The organism is Streptomyces sp. NPDC019396 (assembly GCF_040632375.1).
GTDB lineage: Bacteria > Actinomycetota > Actinomycetes > Streptomycetales > Streptomycetaceae > Streptomyces.
The window spans coordinates 249,137-275,778 of the sequence record NZ_JBEYBS010000006.1 but is presented as its reverse complement, the minus strand read 5'-3'; the positions used below and the strand labels follow the sequence as shown (position 1 = coordinate 275,778).

Here is a 26,642-nt window from a genome sequence, read left to right as displayed (position 1 = left end):
GAACTCCCGTACTGACCGGGCTGCCGTCGGCTGCAGGGTCCGGGCCGCGCCGCCGCGCCCGGGCCACACCGGCGCGGGCACGGACCGCCCGAGGGCGGTACGGACCGTCACACCGCGTCCGCCAGGGACAGTGCGTGCAGCCGGTCCGGTGGGCCCGGGCGGGCGTAGTACCAGCCCTGGGCCGTGTCACAGCCCAGCTCGCGCAGCTGCTCGGCCTGCGCGCCGGTCTCCACGCCCTCGACCGTGACAGCGAGTTCAAGGCTGTGGGCCAGCGAGACGATGCCTTCGACGATCTTGATGTCGACGGGGTCCGCGGGGTGCTGCTGCATGCCCTGGGTGAAGGAGCGGTCCAGCTTGAGGATGCTCACCGGGAGCCGCCGCAGACTGGCCAGATTCGAGTAGCCGGTGCCGAAGTCGTCGAGGGCGATGTCGACGCCCATCTCCGCCAGTTGCCGCAGCGGCTTGAGGAGGTCCTCGTCCGCGCCGATCAGGGCCGACTCGGTGACCTCGAGACACAGCGCTCCCGGCTCCAGGCCCGAGCGCTCCAGGGCGTCCACGGTGTCCGAGACCAGTCCGGGGTGGTGCAGCTGGGCCGGGGAGAGGTTCACATTGATCCGCAGCGGCCGGGCGCCGCTGTCCAGCGGGAACTGATCGTGCCAGAAGCGTGCCTGCCGTGCGGCCTCCTGGAGCACCCAGCGGCCCAGCGGCACGATGAGCCCGGTGTGTTCGGCGAGTGGGATGAAGCGGTCGGGGCTGAGCACACCGTGCTGCGGATGGCACCAGCGCACCAGCGCCTCGGCCCCGTGGACACCGCCGTCGCCGAGTCGGACCAGGGGCTGGTACTCGATGAAGAACTCACCGCGCTCCAGCGCCGCGGGCAGCGCCGTGGTCAGCCCGTGCCGGGTGATCGCGCGGGCGTCGGCCTCGGGATCGGCGAACTCGTAGCGGTTGCCGCCCGCGGACTTGGCCCGGTACATGGTGATGTCGGCGCTGCGCAGCACCTCGGCCGGGGTACGTTCCCCCGCGGCTCCCTCGACGATGCCGATACTGCCCCGGACCCTGATCTCGCGCCCGTCGAGCATCACGGGAGTGGCCAGTGCGCCGAGGATCCGCCCGGCCAGTTCACGGGTCTCGTGCCCCGTGTCCCTTCCGGTGGTCAGCGCCACGAACTCGTCGCCGCCGAGCCGGGCCACCATCTCGCCGGGCGCGGTGGCGCAGCTCTGCAGGCGGTCGGCAATCTCCACGAGCAGCCGGTCCCCGGCCGCGTGGCCCAGGCTGTCGTTGATGGCCTTGAAGCCGTCCAGGTCGAGATAGCAGAGCCCGAAGCGGTTCCCCTCCCCCGCGGTCAGCGCCTTCTCGAGGCGCTCGAAGAACAGTGTGCGGTTGGGCAGACCGGTGAGCGCGTCATGGGTGGCCTCGTACCGCAGCCGGAGGTTGAGCAGCCGCCGCTCGGTGGTGTCCTCGATCAGGGCGAGCTGGTACTTGGGCCTGCCCTCGGCGTCCCGCAGCAGCGACACCGTGAGATTGGTCCACAGCACGGTGCCGTCGTTGCGGTAGAAGGGCTTCTCGACCCGGAAGTGCTCACGCTCGCCGCGTATGAGTTCCTCGTGCAGGTCCCAGACGTTGGGCCGGTCCTCGGGGTGCACCCACTCGTTGACCTTGCGGCCCCGCACATGGTGCTCGAGCCCGCCGAACATCCTCGTGAGGGTGTCGTTGACCTCCAGTACGTTGCCGTCGAGATCGGCGATGCCGATGCCGATCGCCGCCCCTTCGAACACGGCGCGGAAACGCGTCTCGGTCGCGTGCAGCGCCTCCATCGCGTCGCTGCGGGCCGAGAGCGCCGAGCGTGCGATGGCCTCCTGCTCGCTCAAGGTGCGCTCGCGCAGCGCCCGGGCGTATCCGGCGGCGATGGAGTGCTGGAGCCGCGCACAGCGGGCACGGCTGTCCTCGGCGGGCTCCTGGTCGTTCCCGCAGTACAGGACGAGGTAGGCGTCCACGACGCCGAGCGTGCGGCTGAGCGCGTCCGGGTCGGTGCAGTGGGCGTCGACGAGGGCCCCGCCGACCGTCTGCGCGGCGGTGCTCGCGGCGTTGGCGGCCGTGCCGGAAGGGCGCGCGTGCAGCGCGTCGCGCAGCTTCCGTGCCAGTGGCAGCAGATGCTGTTCGAATTCGGCCCGGGTCAGCGATGTGGCCGTGACCGGGAAGATCGCCCGGCTCCAGATGGTGGCGAACCGCTGGAGTCTGTCCTCGAGGCAGTCCGGCTCAGCCGCTGAGCCCGTCGCCTGTGACGGCAGGTTCACGCCTTGCGCCCCACCCCTGCGTAGCCGGAGAAGGCGTACGGGTCCTCCTGCTCGGCCGGGGTGTCGGGGCGCCACTTGGCCATCGACACCAGTCCGGGCTCGACGAGTTCGAATCCGTCGAAGAACCGCGCTACCTCCTCGCTGGTCCGCATGACCAGCGGGTTGCGGATGTCCTTGTAGACGTCGACCGCACCGCCCACCCGCTCCTTGTCGACCGGGATACCGTCGTAGGAGGCGTGGGTGACCAGGAGCAGGCTGCCGGGCGCGAGTGCCTCGCGCAGCTCGGCCACCGCGCGGTGGGGTTCGTCGGAGTCCTCGATGAAGTGGAGCACGGAGACCAGCAGCAGCGCGACGGGCCGGTCGAGATCGAGAAGCCGGGTGACCTCGGGGCTGTCAAGGATGTCGCAGGGTTTGCGCAGATCGGCACCGGCGATGTCGGCCTCGTGATTGCCCTCCAGCACGGCGCGGCTGTGGGCGACGGCCACCGGGTCGTGGTCGACGTACACCACGCGCGCCCCGGGGCTGGCCTCCTGAGCCACTTCGTGAACGTTGCCGAAGGTCGGGATGCCGGAGCCGATGTCGAGGAACTGGGTGACGCCCTCACCGACGGCGAAGCGCACCGCCCGCCGCATCACGGCCCGGTTGGCCTGCATGATCTTGGGGAGGCCGGGAACGAACTCCATGGCCTTGCGCGCGGCTTCCCTGTCGACCTCGAAGTTGTGCGAACCGCCCAGATAGTAGTCGTAGATACGGGACACACTGGGCACCGATATGTCGATGCCCGGTGGGGCCCAGGCGGGACGCTCCATTGATGTCTCCAACAAGTCGCCACGGGACGTACGGCCATATTGAAGGCCGGTGTTCGAGCCGAGGCTACTGATCGACCGCCAAGAGAGCGAGCAGAAACGGAAATTACCGGTCCGTTCTTGGTCACACATGTCGCTGGCACGTGCAGCCGGCCCGTCTGTGTGCCGTCTGTGTCTCGTCGGCGAGCCGCCGGTGTTGTGCCTGTGTTCTATTGGGGTGCTGCTGATGATCCGCCTGCGTTCCGTAGGTGTGCCACCGACTTCACGCCATTATGCAGGGCGGCCCGCCGTCATGCGTTGGGGCGCATGACGGCGGGCCGAAGGGCCGGAACGCCGCGTGGGGATGGTTACTTGGGCGCTCCGACCGGCTTGCCCTGGGGCGAGACGGCGTACCAGGTGCCACCCACGCCCTGGCCCTCGGTGTCACCGGGCTTGGAGTCACCGGAGTAGGTGTAGATCGGCCAGCAGTCGATGGTCTGCTGCTTGACTCCGTCGGGACGGTCGAAGGTGACGAAGCCCTTCTTGATGATGCCCTCGGTGTCGTTCTTGTCGACCGGCGCCACAACCGGCCACTTCTCCAGGCAGGAGCCCGTGCAGGCCGTCTTCATCGGCCAGGCCGAGTCCCTCATGAAGCGGTAGACGGTCATACCGTTCTTGTCGACGACGATCTCGCCGAGCTTCGGGTCCTTGCGGACGGAGAGACCGGCGAGGTCGGCGGGCTGGCCGCCTTCACCAGCCGCGCCACCCCCACCCGCGGAGGCCTTCTTGCCGTCAGGGGCAGAGGCGTTCCAGGTGCCGCCCACACCCTGGCCGTTGATGTCGCCGGGCTTGGTGTCCTTGGCGTAGCGGTACATCGGCCAGCCACCGATGGTCAGCTGCTTGGTACCGTCGTCACGGGTGACCTCGCCGATCAGGGAGGCGTTGGTACCGGGCGCGGCGGTCACGTCGCCCGCGGCCACGACCGGCCAGGCCTTCGCGCAGTCACCGTTGCAGTTGGACTTCGGCGGGGTGGCGGTGTCCTTCTCGAAGCGGTAGAGCGTGTAGCCCTCGCTGTCGGTGAGGACTTCGCCGAGCTTCTTGCTCTCCAGGACGGCGAGTTGTCCGGCGGTCTTGGCCGCGGAGCCACCAGGGGCCGCGGAGCTGCCGGCGGACGATCCGTAGCCCGAGCCGTATCCGTCGGCGGCCTGCTGCTGACCCGCCGGCTGTGCGGCGACGGCCTGACCGGGTGTTGTCGTGCCCTGTTCCTGACCGCACGCCGTCGTCAGCGCGAGTACGGCTGTCGCGGTGACCGCGAGCGAGGCGTTCCGCCAGGTATTCATGTCAACTCCCGTGAGCCCTGATCCGCTTGTGGCGCCGGTGCGCCGTTCACGGCCCTAAGTACGGGCCGGGGCGTCCCAGGTGTTCAAACGGCCCGGAAAAAACTTCCGGAGCCGCAAACCCGAGCGGCCGACAACCCCTCCATCAGGCGAATCACCACCCGTACTGGCGTGTTCCGGGCATGAGCGGATCATGCTCATCGGCGTGTCCGGATCGCTCGTCGGGCGGCTGTTCTCGGCCGCCGCACTCATCTGGCTGCTGGCGGCCCCGTCGCCCGCCGCCGCCACGACCGCCGACAACTGCTCGCACGCAACGATCGAGCAGGGCGGCCCGCCCGCTCCCGGCTCCGCCGACTCCTTCGACTCCTTCAGCTCCGCCGCGTCGGCCACCGGCACCGGTGACTGCTGGGCGGGTCCCGTGCCCGCACCGGAGCCGCGACGCCCGAAACCACCCCCGCCGCCACCTCCACCCCCTCCCCCTCCCCCTCCGGCGCCCCGCGTCGAGCCCGAACCGGCCCCGCCGCCGCCCCCACCGCCCACGCCCACTCCGTCTCCCTCCCCCACCGCCCGGCCGGAGCCCGCCCCAACGCCCCCGGTCGCCCTGCCCGCCTACCGCAAACCTCCGCGCAAGGAGCCCCGCGGCGGACCGTCACTCGTCACGCTCACACTCCTGGTCACCGCCCCCGCGGTGCTCGCCGCCGCCTTTCTGCGCCCCCGCTCCTGAATCCGGAGGTAGCCCGTGTCGGAATGGGCCGTACTCACCATCGCCATGGCCGCGGCCTGCGCGGTCGTGCTGACCATCACCGTCATCAACCAGCGCCGTGTCGGCGACGACGACGATCCGTCGGAGACCCCCGACGTCATCGAGTACATGACGATGATGATCGGCGTGGTCTATGCCATCGTGCTGGGACTGGCCATCGCCGGTGTCTGGGAGGCCCGCAGCGCCGCCCAGGACTCCGTGCGCCACGAGGCGCAGGCACTGCACGAGGTGTACGAGCGCGCCCAGGTCTACCCGGCCGACGTGCGCAGGCAGATCCGCGCCGATGCCGAGGCCTATGCCACCCATGTGGTCCACTCCGAGTGGCGGCACATGGTCGAGCAGGGTTCCCTCACCGATGAGGGCACCCGTCTGCTCGACCGGCTGCGGAACGATGTGACGGACTACGTGCCGAAGACCGACCACGAGGGGCAGGCGTACCAGCCTCTGGTCGACCAGGTCGCCGCTGTCGACGACGCCAGAGGCGCCAGAGGAAGCAGCATCGAGGCGACCATGCCCGGGGTGGTCTGGTTCGGCCTGATCACGGGTGCCGTGGTCACGGTGGGCCTGATCTTCACCCTCCAGATCCGCCGGACCTTCCGGGAACTGCTCCTCGCGGGGCTGTTCAGTGCGCTGATCGCCTTCCTGCTCTTCCTCATCTGGGACTTCGACGCACCGTTCGGACGGAGCATCGGCGCCACGGCCGAGCCGTTCATCGCGTTCTTCCCGAAACTCGGCGGCTGAGCCCGCGCCCGGGTGGCCGACCGGAGAGATCCGGGGACACGGCGTCTCAAACCTTCCGTAGGCCACTCGGGCGACACAAATAACCCATTCGCCCGACACCGATCGCGCGTACGAGCGGGACACTCCTAGCGTTTCGGATATCGAGGTGCATTCCCTGCCTTTGTGGAAACCCGTTCCGCAACTGCTCCTCGGGGACACGGAGGAATAGACCATGCGCGCGATACCCATCGCGTCCGCCGCTCTACTGGGAGCGGCCGCCCTCGCCCTGACCCTGCCGGCCGCCGCGGCCGCCGGCACCGACAGCGACGGTGCCGCGGGCTCCGCCCGACAGCAGCCGTTCTCGTTCGCCGTATCCCCGTCGACCGTCGCCCCCGGCGGGCAGGTCACACTGACCGTGTCGGGCTGCAACAGCCGGGCCACGGCATCGTCCGGTGTCTTCGACACCGTCACCATCCCGGCCGGTATGACAGGTACCGCGATGGTCGACCGCGACGCCCGGCGCGGCGCCGTCTACTCGGTGACCTTCACCTGCGGCGCGCAGTCGGGGACCACGGACCTGAACATCTCGGGCGGTGCCGCGGCAGCGACCACCAGCTCGACAGCCACCTCTCCGGCCACCTCGGCGACTTCGCCGCAGGGCGTCAGGGGCGGTCTCGGAGGCAGTGTCCGCGAGACGAACACCGGCATGATCGCGACCGGTGCGGTTCTGGTGGCCGGTGCGGCGGGCGGCCTCTTCTACGTGCTGCGCCGCAGAGCGGGCAGCCGGCTCCACTGATCCGCACTCCCGCCACAAGCCCGTCGCCCCGAGTCCTGGACGAGGACTCGGGGCGACGGGCGGTTCGGGCCGACCGGGAGGTTCGACCGGTCACACCCTTCCGCTGCTCATACGCCGGCGGCGGGCGAAGAAGAAGACACCGCCCGCAGCCGCGGCGACGACGAGCCCACCACCCACGGCCATCTCGGCGGTGGAAGGACGGTGCGAACCACCGATACCACCCTGTGCGCCGCGGGCGGACAGCACGGTGAACGTCCGGGTGGCGATCCGGTTGTTGTCATTGCACCGGACGGCGAGGTTGTACTGCCCCGGTGTGGCGTTGTCGTAGATACGGGCCGTGGCGTCGGCGACACCGCTGCCCACCCGGAAGAAGCGGTCATCGAAGTTGCCGCCCCGGCCGCGGTCGTTGAAGTTGTTCCGGCGGTTGTTGTTGTTACCCCGGCCGCGGTCGTTGAAGTTGTTATTGCGGCCTCGGTCGTTGAAGAACGGGTCACGCCGGCCGTTGGCGTCGGCGTTGGCGTTGGCATTCGCGTTGCTGTTCTCGTTCTGATTGAAGTTGAAGTTGAAGTTGCCGTTCCCGTTGCCGTTACCGTTGCCGTTGCCCGAGCCGTCCCCGGTCCCGTTGTTGTTCCCGGTCCCGTTGTCGTCCGCGTCGTCGCGGCCGTTGACGGACGCGTTCCCGTTGGCGTTGCCGTTCCCGGCACCTTCGGCGTCGGCGCCCGTGCCGTTCGCGTTGCCGGTGCCACGGCCGTTGGTGGTGCCGTGGTCGCGGGCCGCGTCATCGTTGCCGTTCGCGTTGGCATTGCCGTTGACGTTCAGATTGGCGTTGGGGGTGGCGTTGCCGTTGGGGACAGCGGTGGTGCTCCCGGTGCCGTTCACGGCGGTGTTGCCGGCCGATTCACCGGCGGCGTTTCCGCTGGCATTGCCACTGGTGTTCCCACTGCTGTTGCCACTGACATTCCCGCTGTTCCTGTTGGGGACGGCGGGAGTGCTCCCGTTGGGGTTCGCGGCGGTGCTCCCGCCCTGGTCACGGTTGGGGCCGTAGGACCCGCCCCGGTCGCGGTCCGTGGTCAGGTTGGCGGTGGGAAAGGCGTTGGACGTGACGACGCCTCCCCGGCCGCAGCCGTCGACCTGGATGTGCATGGTCCCGCCCTGGTGGACCGCCGATGGCGATAGGGTGATGTTCCCCGGGCCGGTGCCATTGCCGTTGCTGGTGGCGGCGACCACGGGCCCCGTGAGCCCCATGGCCGCGCAAGCGGTGACGCTCACCGCGATGGCGCGTGAAGCACGCATGGTTGAACCTCCAGTGGACGGCGCCCCGGAACGGTGCTCCGGAGTTCGATGACAACGCCCTCCATGACGAACACTCACCGGAATGCACTTTCGCCGCATTTCGGGACTGGTCCACCCCAGTGAGCCGACACGCCGGTAGGAGCAGCCCGGATCTGACGGAGCCGCAGGTCACGGACACAAGGCATCTTGTATGGGTAAATACTCGTTTGGGTCACCCCGTGTGGCCGTACCACCCGATCGCCTCTCCCGAGTCGCGGCCCCGCCGCGGGGTGCTTAACGTGCCTGCACACGATGAGATGGGAGAACCATGGGCCAGGACCACACCGGCTCGGAGTCGAGGAGGCGCTCACCCTGGGGCGTACTGGCTCTCGTCATGCTCACCGGCCTCGCGCTGGTGCGCAACGGCGTTGACGTGGGAATGGGGCCGCCCCAGCCGGCCGTCGCCGCCTCGCTCGACAACGATCGCGGCAGGGTGAACTCACTCGCCGCGAACGGAGCGGTGGTGCCGCTGATGTACGCGCCGGCGTCGCGGATCGCCATCCCCGCCATCCGGGTCGACGCACCGATCGTCGACGTCGGCCTCGACCCCAATGGCTGGATCGAGGCACCGCCGCCCCAGGACACCAACCTCGCCGGCTGGTACCAGAACGGCATCGCCCCCGGTTCACAGGGCACCGCCGTGATCGTCGGCCATGTCGACAACGCCGGGGGGCCTGCGGTGTTCTACGGCCTCGGCGCGCTCCAGAAGGGCGTGCACATCGAGGTGGCCCGCTACGACGGCCGGATCGCGGTCTTCGAGGTCTACGGGGTCGAGGTGTTCTCGAAGCAGAACTTCCCGGGCGCCCGCGTCTACGGGGACACCGGCAGCCCGGAGCTGCGGGTGATCACCTGCGGCGGAGGCTACTCGCGGGCCGGCGGCTACGACGGCAATGTCGTCGTCTTCGCCCGCATGATCTCCTCGCGCTGAACGCGCGAGGAGACCAACCGTCGTGGCGGCGCCGCGGCGGTCTCTCTGCGTGTCCGGCCGCGGCCCCCCGCACCCGGCGGCGACGGTCGCCCCTCAGTGGCGGCGTACGAGCGGGAACGGCAGGGTCTCGCGGATGGTGAGGCCGGTCAGGAACATCACCAGCCGGTCCACTCCGATCCCGAGCCCTCCGGTCGGCGGCATCGCGTACTCCAGGGCGTCGAGGAAGTCCTCGTCCAGTTCCATGGCCTCCGGGTCGCCGCCCGCGGCCAGCAGTGACTGGGCGGTGAGGCGTCGGCGCTGTTCCACCGGGTCGGTCAACTCCGAGTAGGCGGTGCCGAGCTCGGTGCCGAAGGCGACGAGGTCCCAGCGCTCGGCGAGGCGCGGGTCCTGCCGGTGCTGGCGGGTCAGCGGGGAGACGTCCGTGGGGAAGTCCTTGTAGAAGGTCGGCAGCTTGGTCCTCTCCTCCACCAGCCGCTCGTACATCTCCAGGACCACGTCACCCCGGGTGTCGTCGGGTGTGTGCGGGACTCCCGCCAGGTCGCACAGCCTGCGCAGGGAGTCCTCTTCGGTGTCCGCGTCGACCTGTTCGCCGAGTGCCTCCGACAGTGCCCCGTAGACCGTCTTGACCGGCCAGATCCCGGAGATGTCGTGGGTGACCAGCTTCCCGTCGGGGCCCGCCTTGTGGGCGACAGGCGATCCGAATGCCGCGGTGGCCGCGCCCTGGATGAGTTCGCGGGCGAGGTCGAGCATCACGTGGTAGTCGGCGAAGGCCTGGTAGGCCTCCAGCATCGTGAACTCGGGGTTGTGCTTGTACGAGACGCCTTCGTTGCGGAAGGTGCGGCCCAGTTCGAACACCTTCTCCAGCCCGCCGACGCACAGCCGCTTGAGATACAGCTCGGGCGCGATGCGCAGATAGAGGTCCAGGTCGTAGGCGTTGATGTGGGTGGTGAAGGGACGGGCGTTGGCCCCACCGTGGATCTGCTGGAGCATCGGGGTCTCGACCTCGAGGTAGCCACGCTCCAGCAGCCCCTGGCGCAGCGCCTGGACCGCGGCCGACCTGGACCGTACGACGGCGCGGGCGTCGGGCCGCGCGACGAGGTCGAGATAGCGGCGGCGGACCCGGGCCTCGGGGTCGGCGAGGCCGAGGCGCTTGTCGGGCAGCGGGCGCAGGCACTTGGCGGTGAGCTGCCAGGAGGTGGCGAAGAGGGTGAGCTCACCGCGGTCGCTGGCGCCGATCTCACCGGTGGCGGTGATGTGGTCGCCCAGGTCGGCTTCCGCACGGAAGCCGTCGATGACCGCTGCGCCGGAACCCCGGCGGGTGAAGGCCACCTGAAGGTCGCCCGACCAGTCACGGAGCACGGCGAAGACGATCCCGCCGAAGTCGCGCACGGCCATGACGCGCCCCGCCACGGTGGCCTGCTCGCCGGCGTGCGCCCCGGGTGCGGTGGGCGAGGGGTGGGCCGCGCGGATCGCGGCGAGCGTGGCGGTGGGCCCGGCGACCCCGACGGGGTAGGGGTCGATGCCCTGCGCACGCAGCCGTTCCAGCTTGCGGTGGCGGATGCGGGTCTGCTCCGGCAGCCGGCTCTCCCCCATCGGGCGCACGGTGTCGGGCCCGGCCAGCTCCAGCGCGTCGATGGCCGGCAGCCCGGCGGTCCCCGCCACGGGTCCGGCGACCCCGTGCGGCCGCCCGTTGCCCCGGAGTCTGCGCAGGCTCGGCACGGAGACGAAGCCTTCGGCGATCGCCGATGCGAGGCCGATACGGGCGAGGGCGCCCGCGTCCCCGTAGCAGAGGAACCGCGGGTACCACGACGGCTGGTACTTGACGTTGGAACGGTAGAGGGCCTCGAGCTGCCACCAACGGGAGAAGAAGAGCAGCAGCCTGCGCCAGGCCCGCAGCACGGGTCCCGCGCCGATCCGGGCGCCTTCCTCGAAGACCGCGCGGAATACCGCGAAGTTCAGGGAGATACGGCGGACGCCGGACTGCGCTGCCTGCGCGCACAGCTCGGCGACCATGAACTCCATGATGCCGTTCGGGGCGTGGTCGCGATCGCGGCGCATCACGTCGAGGGAGATGCCGTCCCGCCCCCACGGTACGAAGGAGAGCAGTGCGATGAGCCTGGCACCGGCCGCCGGGTCGCCGTCGAAGGACTCGACGAGCAGGCAGTCCCCGTCCGCGGGGTCGCCGAGCCGGTCGAGCGCCATGGAGAAGCCGCGTTCCGTCTCGGTGTCCCGCCATGCGTCGGCCCGGTCGATGACCCGCTCCATCTCCTCGTCGCTCAGCGCGGAGTGGCGCCGCACGCGCACGGTGGCGCCGGATCTGCGGACGCGGTGCACGGCCTGCCGGGTGACCCGCATGTCACGTCCGTCGAGGTCGAAGCGGTCGACGTACAGGATCGCCTCGTCACCGAGCTGGATGGCGCCGAGCCCCGCCCGGGCGTACGCCCTGGCGCCGCCCTCGGACGCACCCATCACGGCGGGTACCCAGGCGTAGCGGCGGGCGACCTCCAGCCAGCCCTGGATCGCCGGGTCCCACGCCTGCTTGTCGCCGACCGGGTCACCGCTGGCCAGGGCGACCCCTGCCTCGACCCGGTAGGTGACGGCCGCCTTGCCGTTCGGTGCGAAGACGACGGCCTTGTCGCGGCGGGTGGCGAAGTAACCGAGCGAGTCCTGGGAGCCGTAGGCCCCGAGCAGCGCCCGGATACGGGGCTCCTCGTCACCGTGCAGCGCGGCTTCCATGCGCTGGGACCGGAAGAGGGTCACGGCGGAGTTCAGCAGTGCCAGAGCGCCGAAGAGCCCGAGGACGAAGAAGAGCGCCCTGGGTGGTGCGCCGTCGAACTGCTCACCGGAGACGAGTCCGCCGAGCACCCGGTTGGCGGACCACGGCAGACGCTGTCCGGCCACGAGTGTGCCGGGGAAGAGCTCGACGAGCCCCCAGCCGACCAGCACACCCGCGACGAGTCCGACGACCAGCACGGCGATGGCACGCCACAGCGCCCCCCGCCGGGACTCGGCGCAGAACTCGTGCCGGGCGAAGACCAGCAGCAGGAACGCGGCCAGGCACACCAGCAGATTGGGGATCACTTCCCAGTAGCGGCCGAGCGCGACGGTCAGGACGTCGGCGACGACGATCAGCGCCAGGTAGACGACGACCAGCCACCAGGCCACCTTCTTGCGAGCCCCGATGGCCCCGGCGAGCAGCAGCAGGAACACCGCGTAGGCGAGGTTGGCGCTGACGGGCACGACGTTCTGGTCGAGGAACGTGACCACGGGCAGCAGCAGCCTGCGCAGCGGGGCGATCAGCGCGAGCAGCGCACAGAACACCCCGAGCAGTGCGAAGAACATCGCGAAGCCGCCCGGCACCTTGGCCGTGAAGCCGCTCCGGGTGAAGGCCGAGCGCTCCGCCGCGCTGACACTCATGCTCCGCACTCTAGGGAGACCTGCGGCGAGCCGCCTGTCGGCGGCGGTGTCCGGGATGACGCGGGCGGGTTCCGCGGAGCGGATGGGATCCCGGGAGGCGGCTCCCCAGGAGGCGCCGCGGAGGTACGCCGGGAACCGGGAGCAGTTCGGTGCCCTGCCGACCGGCCGGTATCGTCCGGTCGACCGCTTGGCGCACCATTCGCCGCCCCGTGCGGACCACTCGGCGCACATCGGCGTGCGTCGCCTGTCGTTCCGGACACCGATGCGTTCGGATACGCACCGAACGGCACCGAACGCTCGGACGCGCACCGGAGGGTCCGGGCGCCACCGGACACACCAGCGGGAAGCGGGATACGACGATGGGGACGGCGACGATGGGAACCGCGACGACCGACGAGCGTGCCCTGGTGAAGCTGAAGCGTGAACACGGCCCCGCCCTGCTCAACTTCCTCCTCGGTCTGACGTACGGGGACCGTCAGCGCGCCGAGGACCTTCTCCAGGAGACCCTGGTGCGGGCCTGGCAGCATCCAGAGGCGTTCGCCGCGCCCTACGAGTCGATGCGGCCGTGGCTTTTCACCGTGGGCCGGCGGCTGGCGATCGACGCCCGCCGCTCCCGGCTGGCCAGACCCGCCGAGATCGGCGACGGCGCCCTCGCCGGTACTCCGGATCCCGCGGATCCGGCCGACCGCGCGGTCGCCGCACTGGACGTCCGCGCCGCGGTCCGGTCGCTGAGCCCCGAGCACCGAGCGGTGCTGGTGGAGATCTACTTCCAGGGCCGCAGCGTGGCGGAAGCCGCCCAGGCTCTCGGGATTCCCGCCGGGACGGTCAAGTCGCGCTCGCACTACGCCCTGCGTCAGCTCGCCAGGTCGCTGCCCGGGTACCACCGCGCGGCGGCCGCACCGGCCGCCGTCGCCTGACGAGTGGGGCCCGCGGCCCGTCGGCTCAGACGTTTCACTCCAGCCCCGGTCGCCCCTTCGCAGATCTGCTCTCCCTGGAGCAACGGTCCATGCCCACGGGATTCGGAATCCGCTGCTCGAGTTGAGCAAAGAGCGGCCCTGACGCGTGTCTCTCGGTGGAGGCTCGTCCTCGAGACCCGCGCCGAGCACGACCGGGAGAAGGTGGAGAGAGTGCTGCCCGAGGGTACGAACGGCACCAGCGGAGGCGGTCTGGCGGTCCCCATGGCCTGGCTGTGTGCCGAGTACGTGGCCGACGACGTGCTGCGCACCGGGGGCCTGGTGGAGACGGGTTCGCTCGAGTTCAGAGCGGGGCGGGCGACGCTGGCCCTGACGATCTATCTGTGCGGTGGACCCGATGAGCCGGCCACCGGCGTCCGCACCGTGGCCCGGCTGGACGAGTGGCTGTCCCGCACGGCGTACGGCCATCCCTGGCCGCAGTGGGTACGCGAACGGATCGCCGTGCGTGAGGCCTTCGAGTGCGACGTCACCGGGCCCGACCCGGACCTGGAGCTCGCCAGGAGCACCTGGCGGTGGCTGGAGCACACCGAGGTACTCGCCGCCGACCTCGGCGACGAGTCGGGGCTCTGGCCCCCGGCGCTGCCGCAGGATCCGGCCGTGGACGAGTCGGAGCAGGTATGGACGCCCGCGTGGTGCCTGGGACTGCCGCTCGGGCACCTGGCGATGCATCTGTACTGAGGTACTGGAGCAGCCGACGCATCCGCGCCGGGGTACTGGAGCGGGCGACGCGGCTGAGCTCTCGATGCACCTGCACCGGGACTGAGGCACCGAGCGCCGCGGAGGCAGCACTGGACGCGGACACCGGGCCCACCGGGCCCACCAGCTCAGGACACGCCGGCGCTCGCACCCTTGTGCACGCCCGCGTGGTACTTGGGGATCCGGGCCGTGATCTTCATGCCCGCCCCGATGCCCGTCTCGATGACCAGGCCGTAGTCGTCTCCGTAGACCTGCCGCAGCCGGTCGTCCACATTGCACAGCCCGATGCCCGACGAGCGGGCCGGCTCCCCCGCGAGGATCCGGCGCAGCTCGGCCGGGTCCATGCCGACACCGTCGTCCTCGATCACGACCACGGCCTCGGCGCCCGCGTCCCTGGCGGAGATCGAGATACGGCATTCCCGCCCCGAGTCCTCCAGGCCGTGTTTGACGGCGTTCTCGACCAGTGGCTGAAGGCACAGGAAGGGCAGGGCGACCGGGAGCACTTCGGGAGCGATCTGGAGGGTCACCTTGAGCCGGTCCCCGAAGCGGGCCCCGGCCAGCGCCAGATACTGCTCGATACAGCGCAGTTCGTCGGCGAGCTGGGTGAAGTCGCCGTGCCTGCGGAACGAGTAGCGGGTGAAGTCGGCGAACTCCAGCAGGAGCTCACGGGCCCGGCCCGGATCGGTACGGACGAAGGAGGCGATGGCGGCGAGCGAGTTGAAGATGAAATGCGGTGAGATCTGGGCCCGCAGAGCGCGGATCTCCGCCTCGATCAGCCGGGTGCGGGAGCGGTCGAGCTCGGCCAGTTCCAGTTGGACGGACACCCAGCGGGCGACCTCGGCGGCGGCCCGTACCAGCACCGCGGACTCCCGGGAGCCGTAGGAGACGAGGGTGCCGAGCACTCCCTCCTCGCCGGTGAGCGGGGCGATGACCGCCCAGCGCAGGGGGCAGTCCGGTTCTTCGCACCCGGTGCGCACGCTCTGACTGCGGCCGGAGTCCAGCACCTCCGCCACGCGCGCCATCGCCCACTCCTCGTGGTGCTCTCCGCCTGGTCCGTCCCAGGCCAGAACCCGTTCGCGGTCGGTCAGGCAGAGCACCTCGGTGCCCAGCAGGGGGCGCAGTCTGCGGGCGGCCTTGCGGGCGGTCTCCTCGGTGAGCCCGGCCCGCAGGGGCGGGGCGGCGAGCGACGCGGTGTGCAGCGTGTGGAAGGTGGCCCGCTCGACCGGGGTGCCGAGACCGGGATCGGTGCCGGTGCGGCTGCCTCGTCGCGCGGTGAGCCGGCCGAGCCCGAAGCCCGCCGCGAGCAGGACGGCCGCGGCTGCCCCGAGTGCCGCCAGCGCCATCCCGGTCATGGCTGCCATGGCGGTCTCCCTGAGGTCGCGTCAGCCGATTCGGTCGTCAGGGGCGCGGTGGGCTGCGGGCCTTCGGGCCCGTGGCCGGTCGTCCCCTGCGGCTGCGGCCGTGCCACAAGGTCCTCCGGCAGGTGCAGACGCGCCAGGATCGCGTCGGCCCCGGACGGTATGTACCGGGGCGTCGCCAGCGACACCAGGACCATCGTGAGAAAGCCCAGTGGCACCGACCAGACCGCGGGCCAGGCCGTCAGGGTGTGTGCCCAGCCTTCGGGGACGAGGCCGGCGCGGGTGGCCATCACGGCGGTCAGTGCGGCCCCGCCACCCGCGACGAGTCCCGCCGCGGCGCCCGGCGGGGTGAGCCGCCGCCACCAGATGCCGAGCACCAGCAAGGGGCAGAGGGAGGAGGCGGAGACGGCGAAGGCGAGTCCGACGGCATCGGCGACCGGCACATGGGACGCGAAGACGCTGACGGCGAGCGGCACGGCCATGGCCACGACCGTGGCCAGCCGGAAGTGCCGCACCCCGCGTGAGGGGAGCACGTCCTGGGTGAGCACCCCGGCCACGGACATGGTCAGCCCGGACGCGGTGGACAGGAAGGCGGCGAAGGCACCGCCCGCGAGCAGCGCACCCAGCAGGTCCCCGGCCACACCTCCGAGCATCCGGTCGGGGAGCACGAGCACGGCGGCGTCGGCCGCACCGGTGAGGGCAAGCTCGGGGGCGTAGATCCGGCCGAGGGCTCCGTAGACGGGAGGCAGCAGATAGAAAGCGCCGATCAGTCCGAGCACGACGAGTGTGGTGCGCCGCGCGGCGCGTCCGTTGGGGCTCGTGTAGAAGCGCACGGCGACATGCGGGAGCCCCATGGTGCCGAGGAAGGTGGCGAGGATCAGCCCGTAGGTGGCGTAGAGCTGGTAGCCGTCCCGTCCGCCCGCCAGCGGCTGGGACCAGCTCCACGGGTCGGTGCCGCTGGTGGCCCGCTCGGGGACCTCGGCGCCGCGCGGGAAGCCCAGCTGGGTTCCGGCCTCGATCCGGTGCGTGCCCTCGCCGAGGGCGAGCCGCTCCCCGTCGTGCCGGGCGCCGTCGACGGTGCCCGTGACATCGAGGCTGAGCGGCTGCCCGAGATCGACCCGTACGGTGTCGTCGACGTGCACGACGGTGTGCTCGTGGAACACGGCGGGTGCGTCGAAGCGCGCGCGTGGCGCGTCGTCTCCCGCCCAGGCGGCGGCCAGGAACAGCGCGGGGACCAGCAGTGCGGTCAGCTTGAGCCAGTACTGGAAGGCCTGGACGAAGGTGATGGACCGCATCCCGCCCGCGGCGACCGCCCCCGTGACGACGAAGGCGACGACGACCCCGCCCACCCAGTCGGGCGCGCCGGTGAGTATCTCCAGGGTGAGTCCCGCCCCCTGGAGCTGCGGGAGCAGATAGAGCCAGCCGATACCGGCGACGAAGAGGCTGGCGAGCCGCCGCACGGTCGCCGATTCGAGCCGGGCTTCGGCGAAGTCGGAGAGCGTGTACGCGCCCGAGCGGCGCAGCGGGGCGGCCACGAGCACCAGCAGGACGAGATACCCGGCGGTGTAGCCGACCGGGTACCAGAGCATGCCGGGGCCCTGGAGCAGCACCAGTCCCGCGATGCCGAGGAAGGAGGCGGCGGAGAGGTACTCGCCGCTGATGGCGGCGGCGTTGAGCGCGGGTCTGACGGTACGTGAGGCGACGTAGAAGTCCGAGGTGGTGCGGGATATCCGCAGGCCGAGCGCGCCGATGAGGACGGTGGCGAGGACGACGAAGGCGACCGCCGCCACCGCGTAGGTCTGGTTCACCGTCCGGTCTCCCCTGGCGTGCTCAGCGGCCTTCGACCAGTCCGGTGAAGTCGCGCTCGTTGCGCTCCGCGCGGCGGACGTACCAGCGGGCGACGCCCCACATCACCGGGTACACCAGCACGCCGAGCGCCACCCAGACGAACGGCAGGGGCGAGGGCAGAAAACCGAGCACTTCGGTGGGCAGCGCGAACAGCAGCGGCAGGGTGCCGACGAGCAGGGTGAGCGTGCCCAGCGCGGTGAGGGCGGCGCGCAGCTGGCTGCGCATCAGGGAGCGGACGTACACCCCTCCGATGGGGGTCTGCTCGCTGATCTCGGAACGCGCGGGGGCGTGTCCTGGCGGCCTGCGCCCGGCACGGGGCACGCCCGTGACCACCTCACGGCGGGGCGGCTGCTTCGCAGGCTCCGCAGACACGAACGGCTCCTCCCCGCAGCTCTCGGCGACTCCGCGGACCCCGGCCGTCCGGCCGGTGATCCGGGTCTACGGAGTCTACGCAGGAGCCACCGGTGAGCCCAGGCGTGTGACGTCTCGTCGCGCTCTCGTCCTGGTATCGGACCGGTCTCGGGCCGATCGCGGTCAGGGAGCGGACCCGCGTCCTCGCGTGCAGTCCGCGAGGGCGATCTCCAGCTCCACGTACGACTCCTCGGCGCGGCGGAAGGCGACCTCGAGCGCTGCTTCGGCACGGGGGCCGACCAGGCCCTGTGCGGACTCGCGGATCTCGTCGAGCACATCGGCCCACCGCCCGGCCGCGCTCCGGGCTCCGGCGAGCAGCGCGGCGACCTCCCCGGGGCCGGTGGGCCGGAGCTCCCGCGGACCGCCGAGCTCCTTGAGCGCCGTGAGCTGCTTGAGCAGCGCTTCGATATCGGACATCGGGCACCAAGGGTAGGCGCGGCAGGCGGGAGCGGCTGCCGCACCGCAGCGGCCTGCGGCCGACGGGCCCGCTGGTCGCCGTACGGGCCGGGCGCGGCGACGAGCGGTCCGCCGTCGGCGCCGAGCGGTCGGTGCGGGTCCTGTCCGGGCGGCTTTCCCGGACCCTGACCCCAGGCCGCGGCCTGGGGTCAGGCCTCGTTCTCCGCCACCTGCCCAAGGGCTGTCCGTAACCCCCGGCCGGCGCACGACGCCGGCTGCGGCACTCCCCCTGGCTTCACCGAGCGGTGGCCCCACGCTGCGGTGTCGGGTCGTCCGGATGCGCCGGGTACGAGGACGGCCTCCCCCGACCTTCGATGGGGAGACCCCACGCATCCGACGCCGCACGCTGGTCCACTGGGGCTCACCGGACAGCCCTCAGCCGCGTGCGTGCCGCATCAGCAGATCGCGGAGCTGGCGTGCGTGCCTGCGGCTGACCGGGAGTTCGGCGGTGCCGACCCGGACCGTGGTGGCTCCGGCGTCAAGACGCAGTTCGTCGATCCGGCTGAGGGCGACCAGGTGGCTGCGGTGGATGCGGACGAATCCGCGGGCGGCCCAGCGCTCCTCCAGGGCCGAGAGGGGTATCCGGACCAGATGGCTGCCCTCGGCGGTGTGCAGCCGCGCATAGTCCCCCTGGGCCTCGACGTAGGTGATGTCGTCGATCGCGACGAAGCGGGTGACACCCCCGAGTTCCACCGGTATCTGGTCGGCCGCGGGCACGGGCCGCGGCGCGGGCGGCGCGCTCGGGGCCGCCGCCGGCCGGGAGTCGCGCGCCGTATGCGCGAGCTCGCTGGCCCGGCGTACCGCCTCGGCGAGCCGCTCCCGGCGCACCGGCTTGAGTACGTAGTCGACGGCCTCGAGGTCGAAGGCCTGGACGGCGAAGCCCTCGTGGGCGGTGACGAACACGATCAGCGGGGGCATGGCGAAGCCGGCGAGCAGTCTGGCGACGTCGAGTCCGGTCAGCCCGGCCATATGGATGTCGAGGAACACCACGTCGATGGAGTCATCGCCGTCGGGCCCCGCGTCCAGGGCCAGGGTGATGCGGCGCAGCGCCTCGGTGGCGTCGGTCGCGCCTTCGGCGCTGAGCACCCGCGGGTCGGAACGCAGCAGGAAGAGCAGCTCTTCGAGCGCCGGTTTCTCGTCGTCCACAGCCAGTACACGCAGCATGCTGCGGATCCTAGGCCGGGTCCCCGGCACCGGACCACCGAGCTCAGTCGTGCTTTTACGCGTGCCAGTGAGCAGGGCGGGGCTGCCGTGCGTATTCCATGCCGACACCACGGTACGTACGACTTGTATGGACCGTTCGTAGCGGACGAGCCGAAGGATTGGTCCATGAATCTGCGGGAGCGGCACAGGGATGTGGCTGCCTATGCGCTGGGCGTCCTCGACCCTTCGGACGCCTTCCGCTTCGAGGAGCATCTGTCGGAGTGTGTGCTGTGTGCGGTGCGGCTGACGGACTTCGCCCCGATCGCGTCGGCGCTGGCCGGCCTCGGTGGGCCCGGCGAACCGGAGCCGCCGGTGACCCGGCCGTCTCCCGGGCTGCTCGACCGACTGCTCACCGAAGTCGCGGTGGACCGCCGGCGCGGTTCGCGCCGCAGGCTGCGGCTGGTGGCCGCCGCGGCGGCCCTGATCATGGCGATGCCCGTGATCGTACTCGGTCTGGTCAAGGGCGGTGGCGGCGCCGCTGACGGGGTGGCGCGGCTCACCGCGACGGACGCCGCGAGCGGGCTGGACGGCGCCGTCGATCTGCACCGGAAGGCGTGGGGCACCGCGGTCGCGCTGCGTCTCGCGAAACTGAGCGGACCGCGCACCTGCGAGCTGGTGGTCATCGGCAAGGACGGCACGGAGCACCCGGTCTCCACCTGGTCGGTGCCGCAGGACGGCTACGGTCTCCCCGGGGCGGCCGGGAACGGCAAGCCGCTGGACATCGAGGTGGCCACGGCGCTGACGCTGGACGAGATCGGCCACTTCGAGATCCGTACCGAGTCCGGTGAGCGGCTCATTTCGCTGAGCCGCTGAACCGCTGTCGCGGCCGCAGAACCACTGCCTCGCTGCCGAACCGTTGCCGCGGCCGCTGACCACTGCGTCACTTGAGCAGACGTGACATCCGCCGGTCGGCGAGCGGCTTGCCGCCCGTCTGGCATGTCGGGCAGTACTGCAACGACGAATCATGGAAGGACACCTCGCGGATGGTGTCGCCGCACACGGGACACGGCCGGCCGGTGCGGCCGTGCACCCTGAGTCCGCTCTTCTTCTCGGACTTGAGGTTCCCAGCGGCCAGCCCCCGTGAGCGCCGCACGGCGTCGGTGAGCGTGGTGCGCATCGCCTCGTAGAGGCCCGTGATCTCGTCGCCGGTGAGCTTCGAGGTGGGTTTGTACGGCGACATCCTGGCCGCGTGCAGGATCTCGTCGCTGTAGGCGTTGCCGATACCGGCGATCAGGCTCTGGTCGCGCAGCGCGCCCTTGATCTGGCGGCGTTCGTCCGCGAGGAGTGCGGCGAAGTCCTCCCGGCCGAAGCCGTCGGCGAGCGGGTCGGGCCCGAGCCGGGCGATGCCCGGGACCTGTGCCGGGTCGTGCACCAGGTGGACGGCGAGCCGCTTCGTGGTACCCGCCTCCGTCAGGTCGAAGCCGTCCCCGCCGGTGAGCGCGGCGCGCAGGGCGAGCGGTCCCTTGCCGGGCCTGGGCACTCCGGAGGGCAGCACGTCCTTCCACTGGAGCCACCCCGCCCGGGCGAGATGGAAGACCAGATGGAGCCCGCCCGCCGTCGTGACGTCGAGGAACTTGCCGTGCCGGTGCACGGCGGTGACCTCGGTGCCTTCGAGTGCGGTGAGCGGCGGGTCGTAGGTCTTGAGCACGCTGATCGCCACGGGCAGCACCTTGGCGATCTCCTTGCCCAGCAGATGCTCGTCGAGGAAGTCTCGCAGTGCTTCGACCTCGGGCAGTTCCGGCATGGGACCAGACTGCCGTATCACCCGGACAGGCGCAGGCCAGCCGCACACGATGCGGCAGGCAAGGAGGCTCAGCGGACCAGCGACAGCAGTTCGGTGAGCTCATCCCCCATGCAGCGGGCCAGTGCGTCCACGTCCGGGAGCGCCTTGCCGTCGGCGACCAGTCCGATGTGCACCTTGCCGCCGTACGTGGACATCGCGACCGCGAGCGACTGGCCCCGGGCGAGCGGTGCCATGGGGTACACCTCCCGCAGCGGGCAGCCGCCGAGGGACAGCGCGGAGCGGGGCAGCGGCACGCTCGTCACGAGCACGTCGAAGAGCATCCGGGCGGCGTTCCCGGCGATCGGCGCGCCGAAACGATGCGCCAGCGCGGGGAGTTGGTCGGCGAGCACGGCGACCGCACCCGCACCGCGCAGCGGGCCCGCCGCCTTGTTGCGGTCCATGCCGGTGCGGACCGTGTAGAGCCGCGTCCACGGGTTGGACTCCGTCACGGGAAGCCCGAGCAGATAGGCCGAGAGTCTGTTGCCCGTCCCGGCCGCGCTGCCGGGCCGTCTCCGGGAAACGGGTACGAGGGCCCGGGGATCGCTCAGCGGCAGGGCGTCGCCCCGTGCGGTCATCCAGCGGCGCAGGCCTCCGGCCACGACGGCGAGCAGCACGTCATTGGCGGTGCCGCCCGCCGCCCTGCGCACGTCGTGCACCTCGTCCAGGCCCAGAACGGCCGTGGCGAGCCGGCGGGTACCACTCGACGTGGCGCTCAGGGCGGCGGCGCCGCGCGGGTCGAGCCGCCCGGCCCGGGCGAGGGAGGCGCCGACGAGGGAGGCGCCGACCCCGACGGCGCGCCCCAGGTCCTCGATCCGGCCGCGGGCCATGCCTGCCATCTCCCAGGGGCCTGGCAGCCAGGAGCCCGAGTGGGCTGGGCGGCCGCCGCGCGCGGCGTTCATCCGGCCGAGCACACCGCGGCCCGAGCGGGCGTCGGCGACCTCGTCGAAGATCCCGGCGCCGATGGACACTGCGCGCATTCCGTCGGCGAGGGCGTGGTGCAGTTTGACGAGCACTCCGAACGGGTCCCCCGGTCCACCGGTGAGCAGGTACATCTCCCAGGGCGGCAGGCCCCGTTCCAGCGGACGCTCCATCAGCTCCCCGGCGAGCCCCGTGACCCGGGAGGCGAAGTCCCCTGCGGGAAGCCGCACATGACGCAGATGCCGCCGTACGTCGAATTCCTCGTCCACGGCCCAGGCAGCCCCGCCGACCGGCAGCAGGACGTCGCGCACCCGCATCCTCAACCGGGGGATCGCGCAGGCACGGGTGGCGAGCAGTTCGAGGATCTCCGCGCTGTCCCGCTCGCCGGAGGCGGGCTGGGCGAAGCAGGCGAGCGCACCGAGGTGCATGGGGTGGTCGGCGGTTTCGAGATGCCAGAACGCCAGATCCAGAGGGGCCAGTAGCTCAGTGGTCAAGGGGTCCTCATGTCCTAGAAGGCCGGAAAACCCGGAACACGGGGAGAGGCAAGTCAATCGCCCGCGATCCGTTACGGTCAAGTACCACCAAGTTGCATACGGTTACTAGTCGGTAGCAGTTCGGTCTGCGTTCGGTGTGCGGACCGCTCATTCGCGTCGGTTCACACGGCGGCTCGCACGGGCAGGCCGGTATAGGTGCGCACGGGTGGGTTCGCATGGGTCAGGCAGGTGCCCGCTCGGCGGCGACCGGATCGGACACGGCGAACTCGCACCACACACACTTGCCGCTGCCCCGCGACTCCACGCCCCAGATGTCCGCCAACCGGTCCACCAGCATCAGCCCCCGGCCCGAGACCCCCGACTCCCCGGCGTCCCGGCGCCGCGGCAGAGCGGTCGACCGGTCCTCCACCTCGACCCGCAGCCGCCGCTCCACTCCGGGCAGCACCCGCGCGGTCACGATCGCCCCGCCGTCGGTGTGCATCAGGGCGTTGGTGATCAGCTCGTCCGCGGCGAGCTCGATCTCGTCGGCCCTCTCCGCCGCACCCCACGCCCGCACCGCGGCCCAGATCATATGGCGTGCGGATGCGAGCGCCTCGGGGTCGTTCTGGGCGACGTGCTGCTGAAGCCGCCCGCCCGCATGGGCGGCGGCGACGCCATGGCGACGCAGTAGCAGGAGGGCCACATCGTCCTCGCCCGCCCGCTCGTCGGACTCCTCGCACAGCCGGTCGGCGAGCAGCTGAAGGTTGCGCGGACCGTTGCGGATCAGTCCGGTGAGCGCCCGCAGTCCGTCGTCGAGATCGGTGCCCGGCCGCTCCACGAGGCCGTCGGTGTAGAGCAGCAGGGTCTCCCCGGGGTCCAGCTCGATGGTGGCCACGGGGTACTCGAGCCGGCCGAACTCGGCTGAGAGCCCGAGCGGCATCCCGCCACTCACGGTCACCCGGCGGGTTTCGCCGTCGGCGCCCAGTCGCAGCGGGTCCATATGACCGGCACGCACCACCTGCACGACGCCGGTGGTCGGGTCGGCCTCGGCGTAGACGCAGGTGGCGAAGCGGTCGGTGTCGAGCTCATGGAGGAAGACGGAGGCACGGGCCATGACGGTCGCCGGGGTGTGCCCCTCCGCCGCGTAGGCACGCAGCACGATGCGCAACTGTCCCATGACCGCCGCCGCATGCGTGTCATGGCCCTGGACGTCGCCGATGACGGCACCGACCCGGCCTCCCGGCAGCGGGATGACGTCGTACCAGTCCCCTCCGATGTCGCGCCCGAGCCGGGCCGAGCGATAGCGGACCGCGATCTGCGCCCCGGGTACGGAGGGGATGCGCCGGGGCAGCATCGCCTGCTGGAGCCCTTCCGCGAGATCGTGCTCCTGCTCGAAGAGCACGGCCCGCTGGAGGCTCTGGGCGATGCTGCTGCCGAGTGCCACCAGCAGGTTGCGCTCTTCCGAGGTGAAACCCGTCTTGTCGCTGTAGAGCAGTCCGAGGGCGCCGATCGGACGGGCCTGGGCGATGAGCGGCATATACGCGGCGGAGGTGATGCCGAGACCGCGGACATGGGGCCACAGCCTGGGGTACGACTCGGCGAAGTCCTCCTTGGACTCGATGAACCGGGGAGCGAGGGTGCGGATCACCTCGCTCATCGGGTACTGCTCGTCGACCCGGGTGTACCGCGTGCCGGGCACGAATGAGCCCTCGGGGCCCTCCGCCACGAGGTGGATACGGCCCGCCTCCAGCAGTCCCATGACCATACTGGTGGCGCCTAGGCGTTCGAGACCGTGCGAGTCCTTCAGGACGTCGATGACGTCCTGGACCGTCCTGGCATGGGCCAGCGCCGCCGTGGTGCTCTCGACCACGCTCGTCTGGCGGCGGCGTTCGGCGTCGAGCTCGATACGGGCGGACGAGTCGGCGAGCTCCTGGGTGGCGTCGCGGACGATCCCGATGATCCGGTGGGGGCGGCCCCTGACGTCACGCCTGACCGCCCCCTGGGTGTGCGTCCAGCGCAGACTGCCGTCGCGGCAGCGGATCCGGAAGTACGCGCCGTAGCTGCTGCTGCCGCTTCTGAGCGCCTGGGTCACCAGCCCGTCCAGTCGCGCCGCCTCGCCGTGCGGGACGCGGAGGGCCAGCGACTGGGGGCGCCCATCGAACTCCTCCGCCGTCACGTCGAACACGTCGAGCGCCGACTGGTCCAGGTGCAGCAGCCCGTTGTCGAGATCCCAGTCGAAGGTGCCCATGTGGTTGAGGGACAGCCTGAGATCCGGGTGGGCCGGCCAGTCGTCGGGAAGCGACATGGCACCCGCTGCCCGATCAGCCATGGTGACACTCTGCCATTGTTCGTCCGAATTTTCGAGCGAATGGGTGCCCGCTTGCCCGCACGTGTCCGCTCAGCCCCGGGGCGCACCGGTGGCGCCCGGCGCCTGGTTGCTCACTCCGCCGGGCACCATCGCACCACCGCGGGCGTTCAGCGCGCCACCCGCACCATGGCTGCCGGAGCCCTGGCCGGCATGATTCTGGCCCGCGCCGCCCTGGGCCGAACCCTGGCCGGCATGATTCTGGCCCACGCCGCCCTGGGCCGTGCCGCCCTGCTCGGCGCCCTGCGGCGCGCCTTTCGCGCCGGACGGCGATGCGCCAGGACCGGCGGCAGGGCCGAACAGCACGCCGGAGTCGGTGTCGAACGGCGGCTGGACGGTGCCCCCGCCGTCAGGAGCCATGCCGTCGGCGTAGCCCATGCCGGGGTCGCTCCCCGCGTCCGGAATCGGCATCCCCTGGCCGGTCACGCCGGGGTCGCTCCCCGCGTCGGGCACCGGGACACCCTGGGGTACGTCAGGCTGCGGCCGGGGCGGGGACACGGTCCCCCCTCCCTCCTTCGCCTTCGTGCCCGGGCTCGCGCTCGGGCTGGTGCTGGCGTCGGGCAGGATGGGCCGCGGGCTCGATGTGTCCGCCGGCCCCCCGGGCCGGATGGCCGGGATCTCGGTGACATGGAGGCCGGGGGCGTACGGCGGCAGCACGCCCGGCTTGCGGTCGGCCTCCCCGTCCGTGCCGCTCGACCGCGCCAGCCAGGCGTTGCCCGCGACATCGGCGATGACCAGGGTCTTGATCACATCCGCGGACCTGGTGATCACCACGACGCGGTCGGGATCGTAGCCGGGCCATTCCCTGCCCTGCTCCTCCGTCGCACCGGACTCGATCACCGGTGATGCCAGCGGGCTGCCCGAGGCACACCGGACCCTGGGCGAGCCGTGCTCATCGACCAGCACGGCGGTGCCGCTCTGGAGGACGGACTGGAAGCGCTGGGCCGACCCGGCGCGGTAGCTGTGGCCGGTCACCCGGGCGTCGGCGCGCAGCACCACCGGGGTGAGGCCGCGCAGGAACTCCGGAAGGTCCTCCTGGCTGACCCCCGCGCCATGGGCGAAGGCACGGCCCTTGTTGGCGTCGGCGGTCAGAAAGCGGATCTGCTGCTCGACATCGCAGCTCGCGATCGAGCGGGTGCCGCCGTAGAGACCGGGCGTGGAGCCCAGCACCGTGCGTACGGCCCCGAGCTGCGACGACCCCGGAGCGGGCGATGCCGAGGCGGCGGCACGGGGCGAGGAAGGGGGCCCCGCCGCGCCGGCCAGGGTGGCCGTGGAAGGAGTGAAGGGATCCGGCCCCAGTTCCGAGGCGGGCTGCAACTGGACCTGCTGCCGCGCCTCCGTTCCGCCCTGACCGGAACCGGTGAGCTTGCTGCAACCAGTGACCAGCAGTGCCGCCGACAGGACCGCCGACTGCGCGGCGAGCCTGGCGTACCGGCGATGTGTCGGTGAGCACACGTACATGACCCGCCATCTCCCAGCTGTTATGTCATACAAAAATCCGGAGTGATCACTCCTTGTCTTGCCGTATGGCGCCGCGGCGCGCGACCGGACCCTCGGCGCGGCGCGGGGGCTCCGAGCCCTGCGGGCCCTGTTCCGGCCGCGCTGACCTGCCCGGATGCGGGGACAACCAGCGCCGAACGGTGTATCCGCGGATTCCTCGCGCCCGGCGCGTCCGTTCCGGTGGCACCCCGTGGCCCATGGCGCTGCGCACGCACCGCCTCGCGGCCACCCGTCCGATACTGGAGCCACCGCCGGGTCTGTGAGGGCAAGGCACGTCCACGA

At 71.4% G+C, this 26,642-nt stretch carries 20 protein-coding genes and 1 pseudogene; 7 read left to right on the top strand and 14 right to left on the bottom strand.

The annotated features are described in order from the left end of the window. Nucleotides 1-107 precede the first annotated feature (107 nt). From ABZ532_RS09640 to ABZ532_RS09630, 3 genes are all read right to left on the bottom strand, one after another. Nucleotides 108-2,297 carry an EAL domain-containing protein gene (locus ABZ532_RS09640; protein WP_361280738.1) on the bottom strand — a complete coding sequence of 730 codons (2,190 nt, stop codon included), beginning with the start codon at nt 2,295-2,297 and terminating at the stop codon, nt 108-110. Continuing rightward, entirely contained in the window at nt 2,294-3,106 is an 813-nt protein-coding gene (locus tag ABZ532_RS09635; RefSeq protein ID WP_361280737.1) for an SAM-dependent methyltransferase, read from the bottom strand. The genes ABZ532_RS09640 and ABZ532_RS09635 overlap by 4 nt, the downstream gene beginning before the upstream one ends. 344 nt (nt 3,107-3,450) lie before the next feature. Then, complete coding sequence (locus ABZ532_RS09630; protein ID WP_361280735.1) at nt 3,451-4,422, bottom strand: SCO0930 family lipoprotein; 972 nt, start codon at nt 4,420-4,422, stop codon at nt 3,451-3,453. 202 nt (nt 4,423-4,624) lie between these two features. Between ABZ532_RS09630 and ABZ532_RS09625 the strand changes: the two genes are divergently transcribed. From ABZ532_RS09625 to ABZ532_RS09615, 3 genes are all read left to right on the top strand, one after another. After that, nucleotides 4,625-5,143 (top strand): hypothetical protein, encoded by a 519-nt coding sequence (locus tag ABZ532_RS09625; protein ID WP_361280733.1) that lies wholly within the window; start codon nt 4,625-4,627, stop codon nt 5,141-5,143. A 15-nt stretch (nt 5,144-5,158) separates the two neighbouring features. Next, a complete protein-coding gene (locus ABZ532_RS09620) occupies nt 5,159-5,923 on the top strand; it encodes a DUF4239 domain-containing protein (RefSeq protein WP_361280731.1) in 765 nt (254 codons plus the stop codon). 211 nt (nt 5,924-6,134) lie between these two features. Then, nucleotides 6,135-6,698, top strand: a complete 564-nt coding sequence (locus ABZ532_RS09615; protein WP_361280730.1) for a hypothetical protein — start codon at nt 6,135-6,137, stop codon at nt 6,696-6,698. Nucleotides 6,699-6,788: 90 nt separating this feature from the next. Here ABZ532_RS09615 and ABZ532_RS09610 read toward each other — a convergent pair. After that, a pseudogene (locus tag ABZ532_RS09610) lies at nt 6,789-7,040 on the bottom strand (hypothetical protein); the annotation flags it as partial. A 1,258-nt stretch (nt 7,041-8,298) separates the two neighbouring features. On the opposite strand from ABZ532_RS09610, the gene ABZ532_RS09605 reads away from it, so the two are divergent. Next, nucleotides 8,299-8,958 carry a class F sortase gene (locus ABZ532_RS09605; RefSeq protein WP_361280729.1) on the top strand — a complete coding sequence of 220 codons (660 nt, stop codon included), beginning with the start codon at nt 8,299-8,301 and terminating at the stop codon, nt 8,956-8,958. A gap of 93 nt (nt 8,959-9,051) precedes the next feature. Here the strand turns inward: ABZ532_RS09605 and lysX are convergent, their stop codons facing one another. Next, the gene (lysX, locus tag ABZ532_RS09600; RefSeq protein WP_361280728.1) at nt 9,052-12,375 is read right to left on the bottom strand and encodes a bifunctional lysylphosphatidylglycerol synthetase/lysine--tRNA ligase LysX; all 3,324 of its coding nucleotides are present in this window, start codon (nt 12,373-12,375) and stop codon (nt 9,052-9,054) included. A gap of 359 nt (nt 12,376-12,734) precedes the next feature. Here lysX and ABZ532_RS09595 point away from each other — a divergent pair, with 359 nt between their 5' ends. Both ABZ532_RS09595 and ABZ532_RS09590 read left to right on the top strand, forming a co-directional pair. Beyond that, the gene (locus tag ABZ532_RS09595) at nt 12,735-13,292 is read left to right on the top strand and encodes a sigma-70 family RNA polymerase sigma factor (RefSeq protein WP_361280727.1); all 558 of its coding nucleotides are present in this window, start codon (nt 12,735-12,737) and stop codon (nt 13,290-13,292) included. A 210-nt stretch (nt 13,293-13,502) separates the two neighbouring features. Then, entirely contained in the window at nt 13,503-14,027 is a 525-nt protein-coding gene (locus ABZ532_RS09590) for a hypothetical protein (protein ID WP_361280726.1), read from the top strand. A 146-nt stretch (nt 14,028-14,173) separates the two neighbouring features. Here ABZ532_RS09590 and ABZ532_RS09585 read toward each other — a convergent pair whose 3' ends face one another. The 5 genes from ABZ532_RS09585 to ABZ532_RS09565 form a co-directional block, all read right to left on the bottom strand. Further along, nucleotides 14,174-15,397, bottom strand: a complete 1,224-nt coding sequence (locus ABZ532_RS09585; protein ID WP_361280807.1) for a histidine kinase — start codon at nt 15,395-15,397, stop codon at nt 14,174-14,176. Further along, complete coding sequence (locus tag ABZ532_RS09580; protein ID WP_361280725.1) at nt 15,394-17,211, bottom strand: cation acetate symporter; 1,818 nt, start codon at nt 17,209-17,211, stop codon at nt 15,394-15,396. The genes ABZ532_RS09585 and ABZ532_RS09580 overlap by 4 nt, the downstream gene beginning before the upstream one ends. Nucleotides 17,212-17,233: 22 nt before the next feature. Continuing rightward, nucleotides 17,234-17,623: a hypothetical protein gene (locus tag ABZ532_RS09575; RefSeq protein ID WP_361280723.1), complete on the bottom strand. Its 390-nt coding sequence runs from the start codon at nt 17,621-17,623 to the stop codon at nt 17,234-17,236. A 162-nt stretch (nt 17,624-17,785) separates the two neighbouring features. Further along, nucleotides 17,786-18,079 carry a hypothetical protein gene (locus tag ABZ532_RS09570; RefSeq protein ID WP_361280722.1) on the bottom strand — a complete coding sequence of 98 codons (294 nt, stop codon included), beginning with the start codon at nt 18,077-18,079 and terminating at the stop codon, nt 17,786-17,788. Between the two features lie 414 nt (nt 18,080-18,493). After that, nucleotides 18,494-19,282 carry a LytTR family DNA-binding domain-containing protein gene (locus tag ABZ532_RS09565; protein ID WP_361280720.1) on the bottom strand — a complete coding sequence of 263 codons (789 nt, stop codon included), beginning with the start codon at nt 19,280-19,282 and terminating at the stop codon, nt 18,494-18,496. Nucleotides 19,283-19,447: 165 nt separating this feature from the next. Here ABZ532_RS09565 and ABZ532_RS09560 point away from each other — a divergent pair, with 165 nt between their 5' ends. Continuing rightward, nucleotides 19,448-20,134: a zf-HC2 domain-containing protein gene (locus ABZ532_RS09560; protein ID WP_361280719.1), complete on the top strand. Its 687-nt coding sequence runs from the start codon at nt 19,448-19,450 to the stop codon at nt 20,132-20,134. Nucleotides 20,135-20,201: 67 nt separating this feature from the next. Here ABZ532_RS09560 and ABZ532_RS09555 read toward each other — a convergent pair whose 3' ends face one another. The 4 genes from ABZ532_RS09555 to ABZ532_RS09540 all read right to left on the bottom strand — a co-directional run bounded on the left by ABZ532_RS09555 (nt 20,202) and on the right by ABZ532_RS09540 (nt 26,321). Then, nucleotides 20,202-21,065, bottom strand: coding sequence for a DNA-formamidopyrimidine glycosylase family protein (locus tag ABZ532_RS09555; protein WP_361280717.1), 864 nt, complete (start codon nt 21,063-21,065; stop codon nt 20,202-20,204). A gap of 68 nt (nt 21,066-21,133) precedes the next feature. Then, nucleotides 21,134-22,516, bottom strand: a complete 1,383-nt coding sequence (locus tag ABZ532_RS09550) for a wax ester/triacylglycerol synthase family O-acyltransferase (protein ID WP_361280715.1) — start codon at nt 22,514-22,516, stop codon at nt 21,134-21,136. Nucleotides 22,517-22,736: 220 nt separating this feature from the next. Beyond that, nucleotides 22,737-24,824, bottom strand: coding sequence for a SpoIIE family protein phosphatase (locus ABZ532_RS09545; protein ID WP_361280713.1), 2,088 nt, complete (start codon nt 24,822-24,824; stop codon nt 22,737-22,739). A gap of 69 nt (nt 24,825-24,893) precedes the next feature. After that, nucleotides 24,894-26,321, bottom strand: coding sequence for a DUF6777 domain-containing protein (locus ABZ532_RS09540; RefSeq protein ID WP_361280711.1), 1,428 nt, complete (start codon nt 26,319-26,321; stop codon nt 24,894-24,896). Nucleotides 26,322-26,642 lie beyond the last annotated feature (321 nt).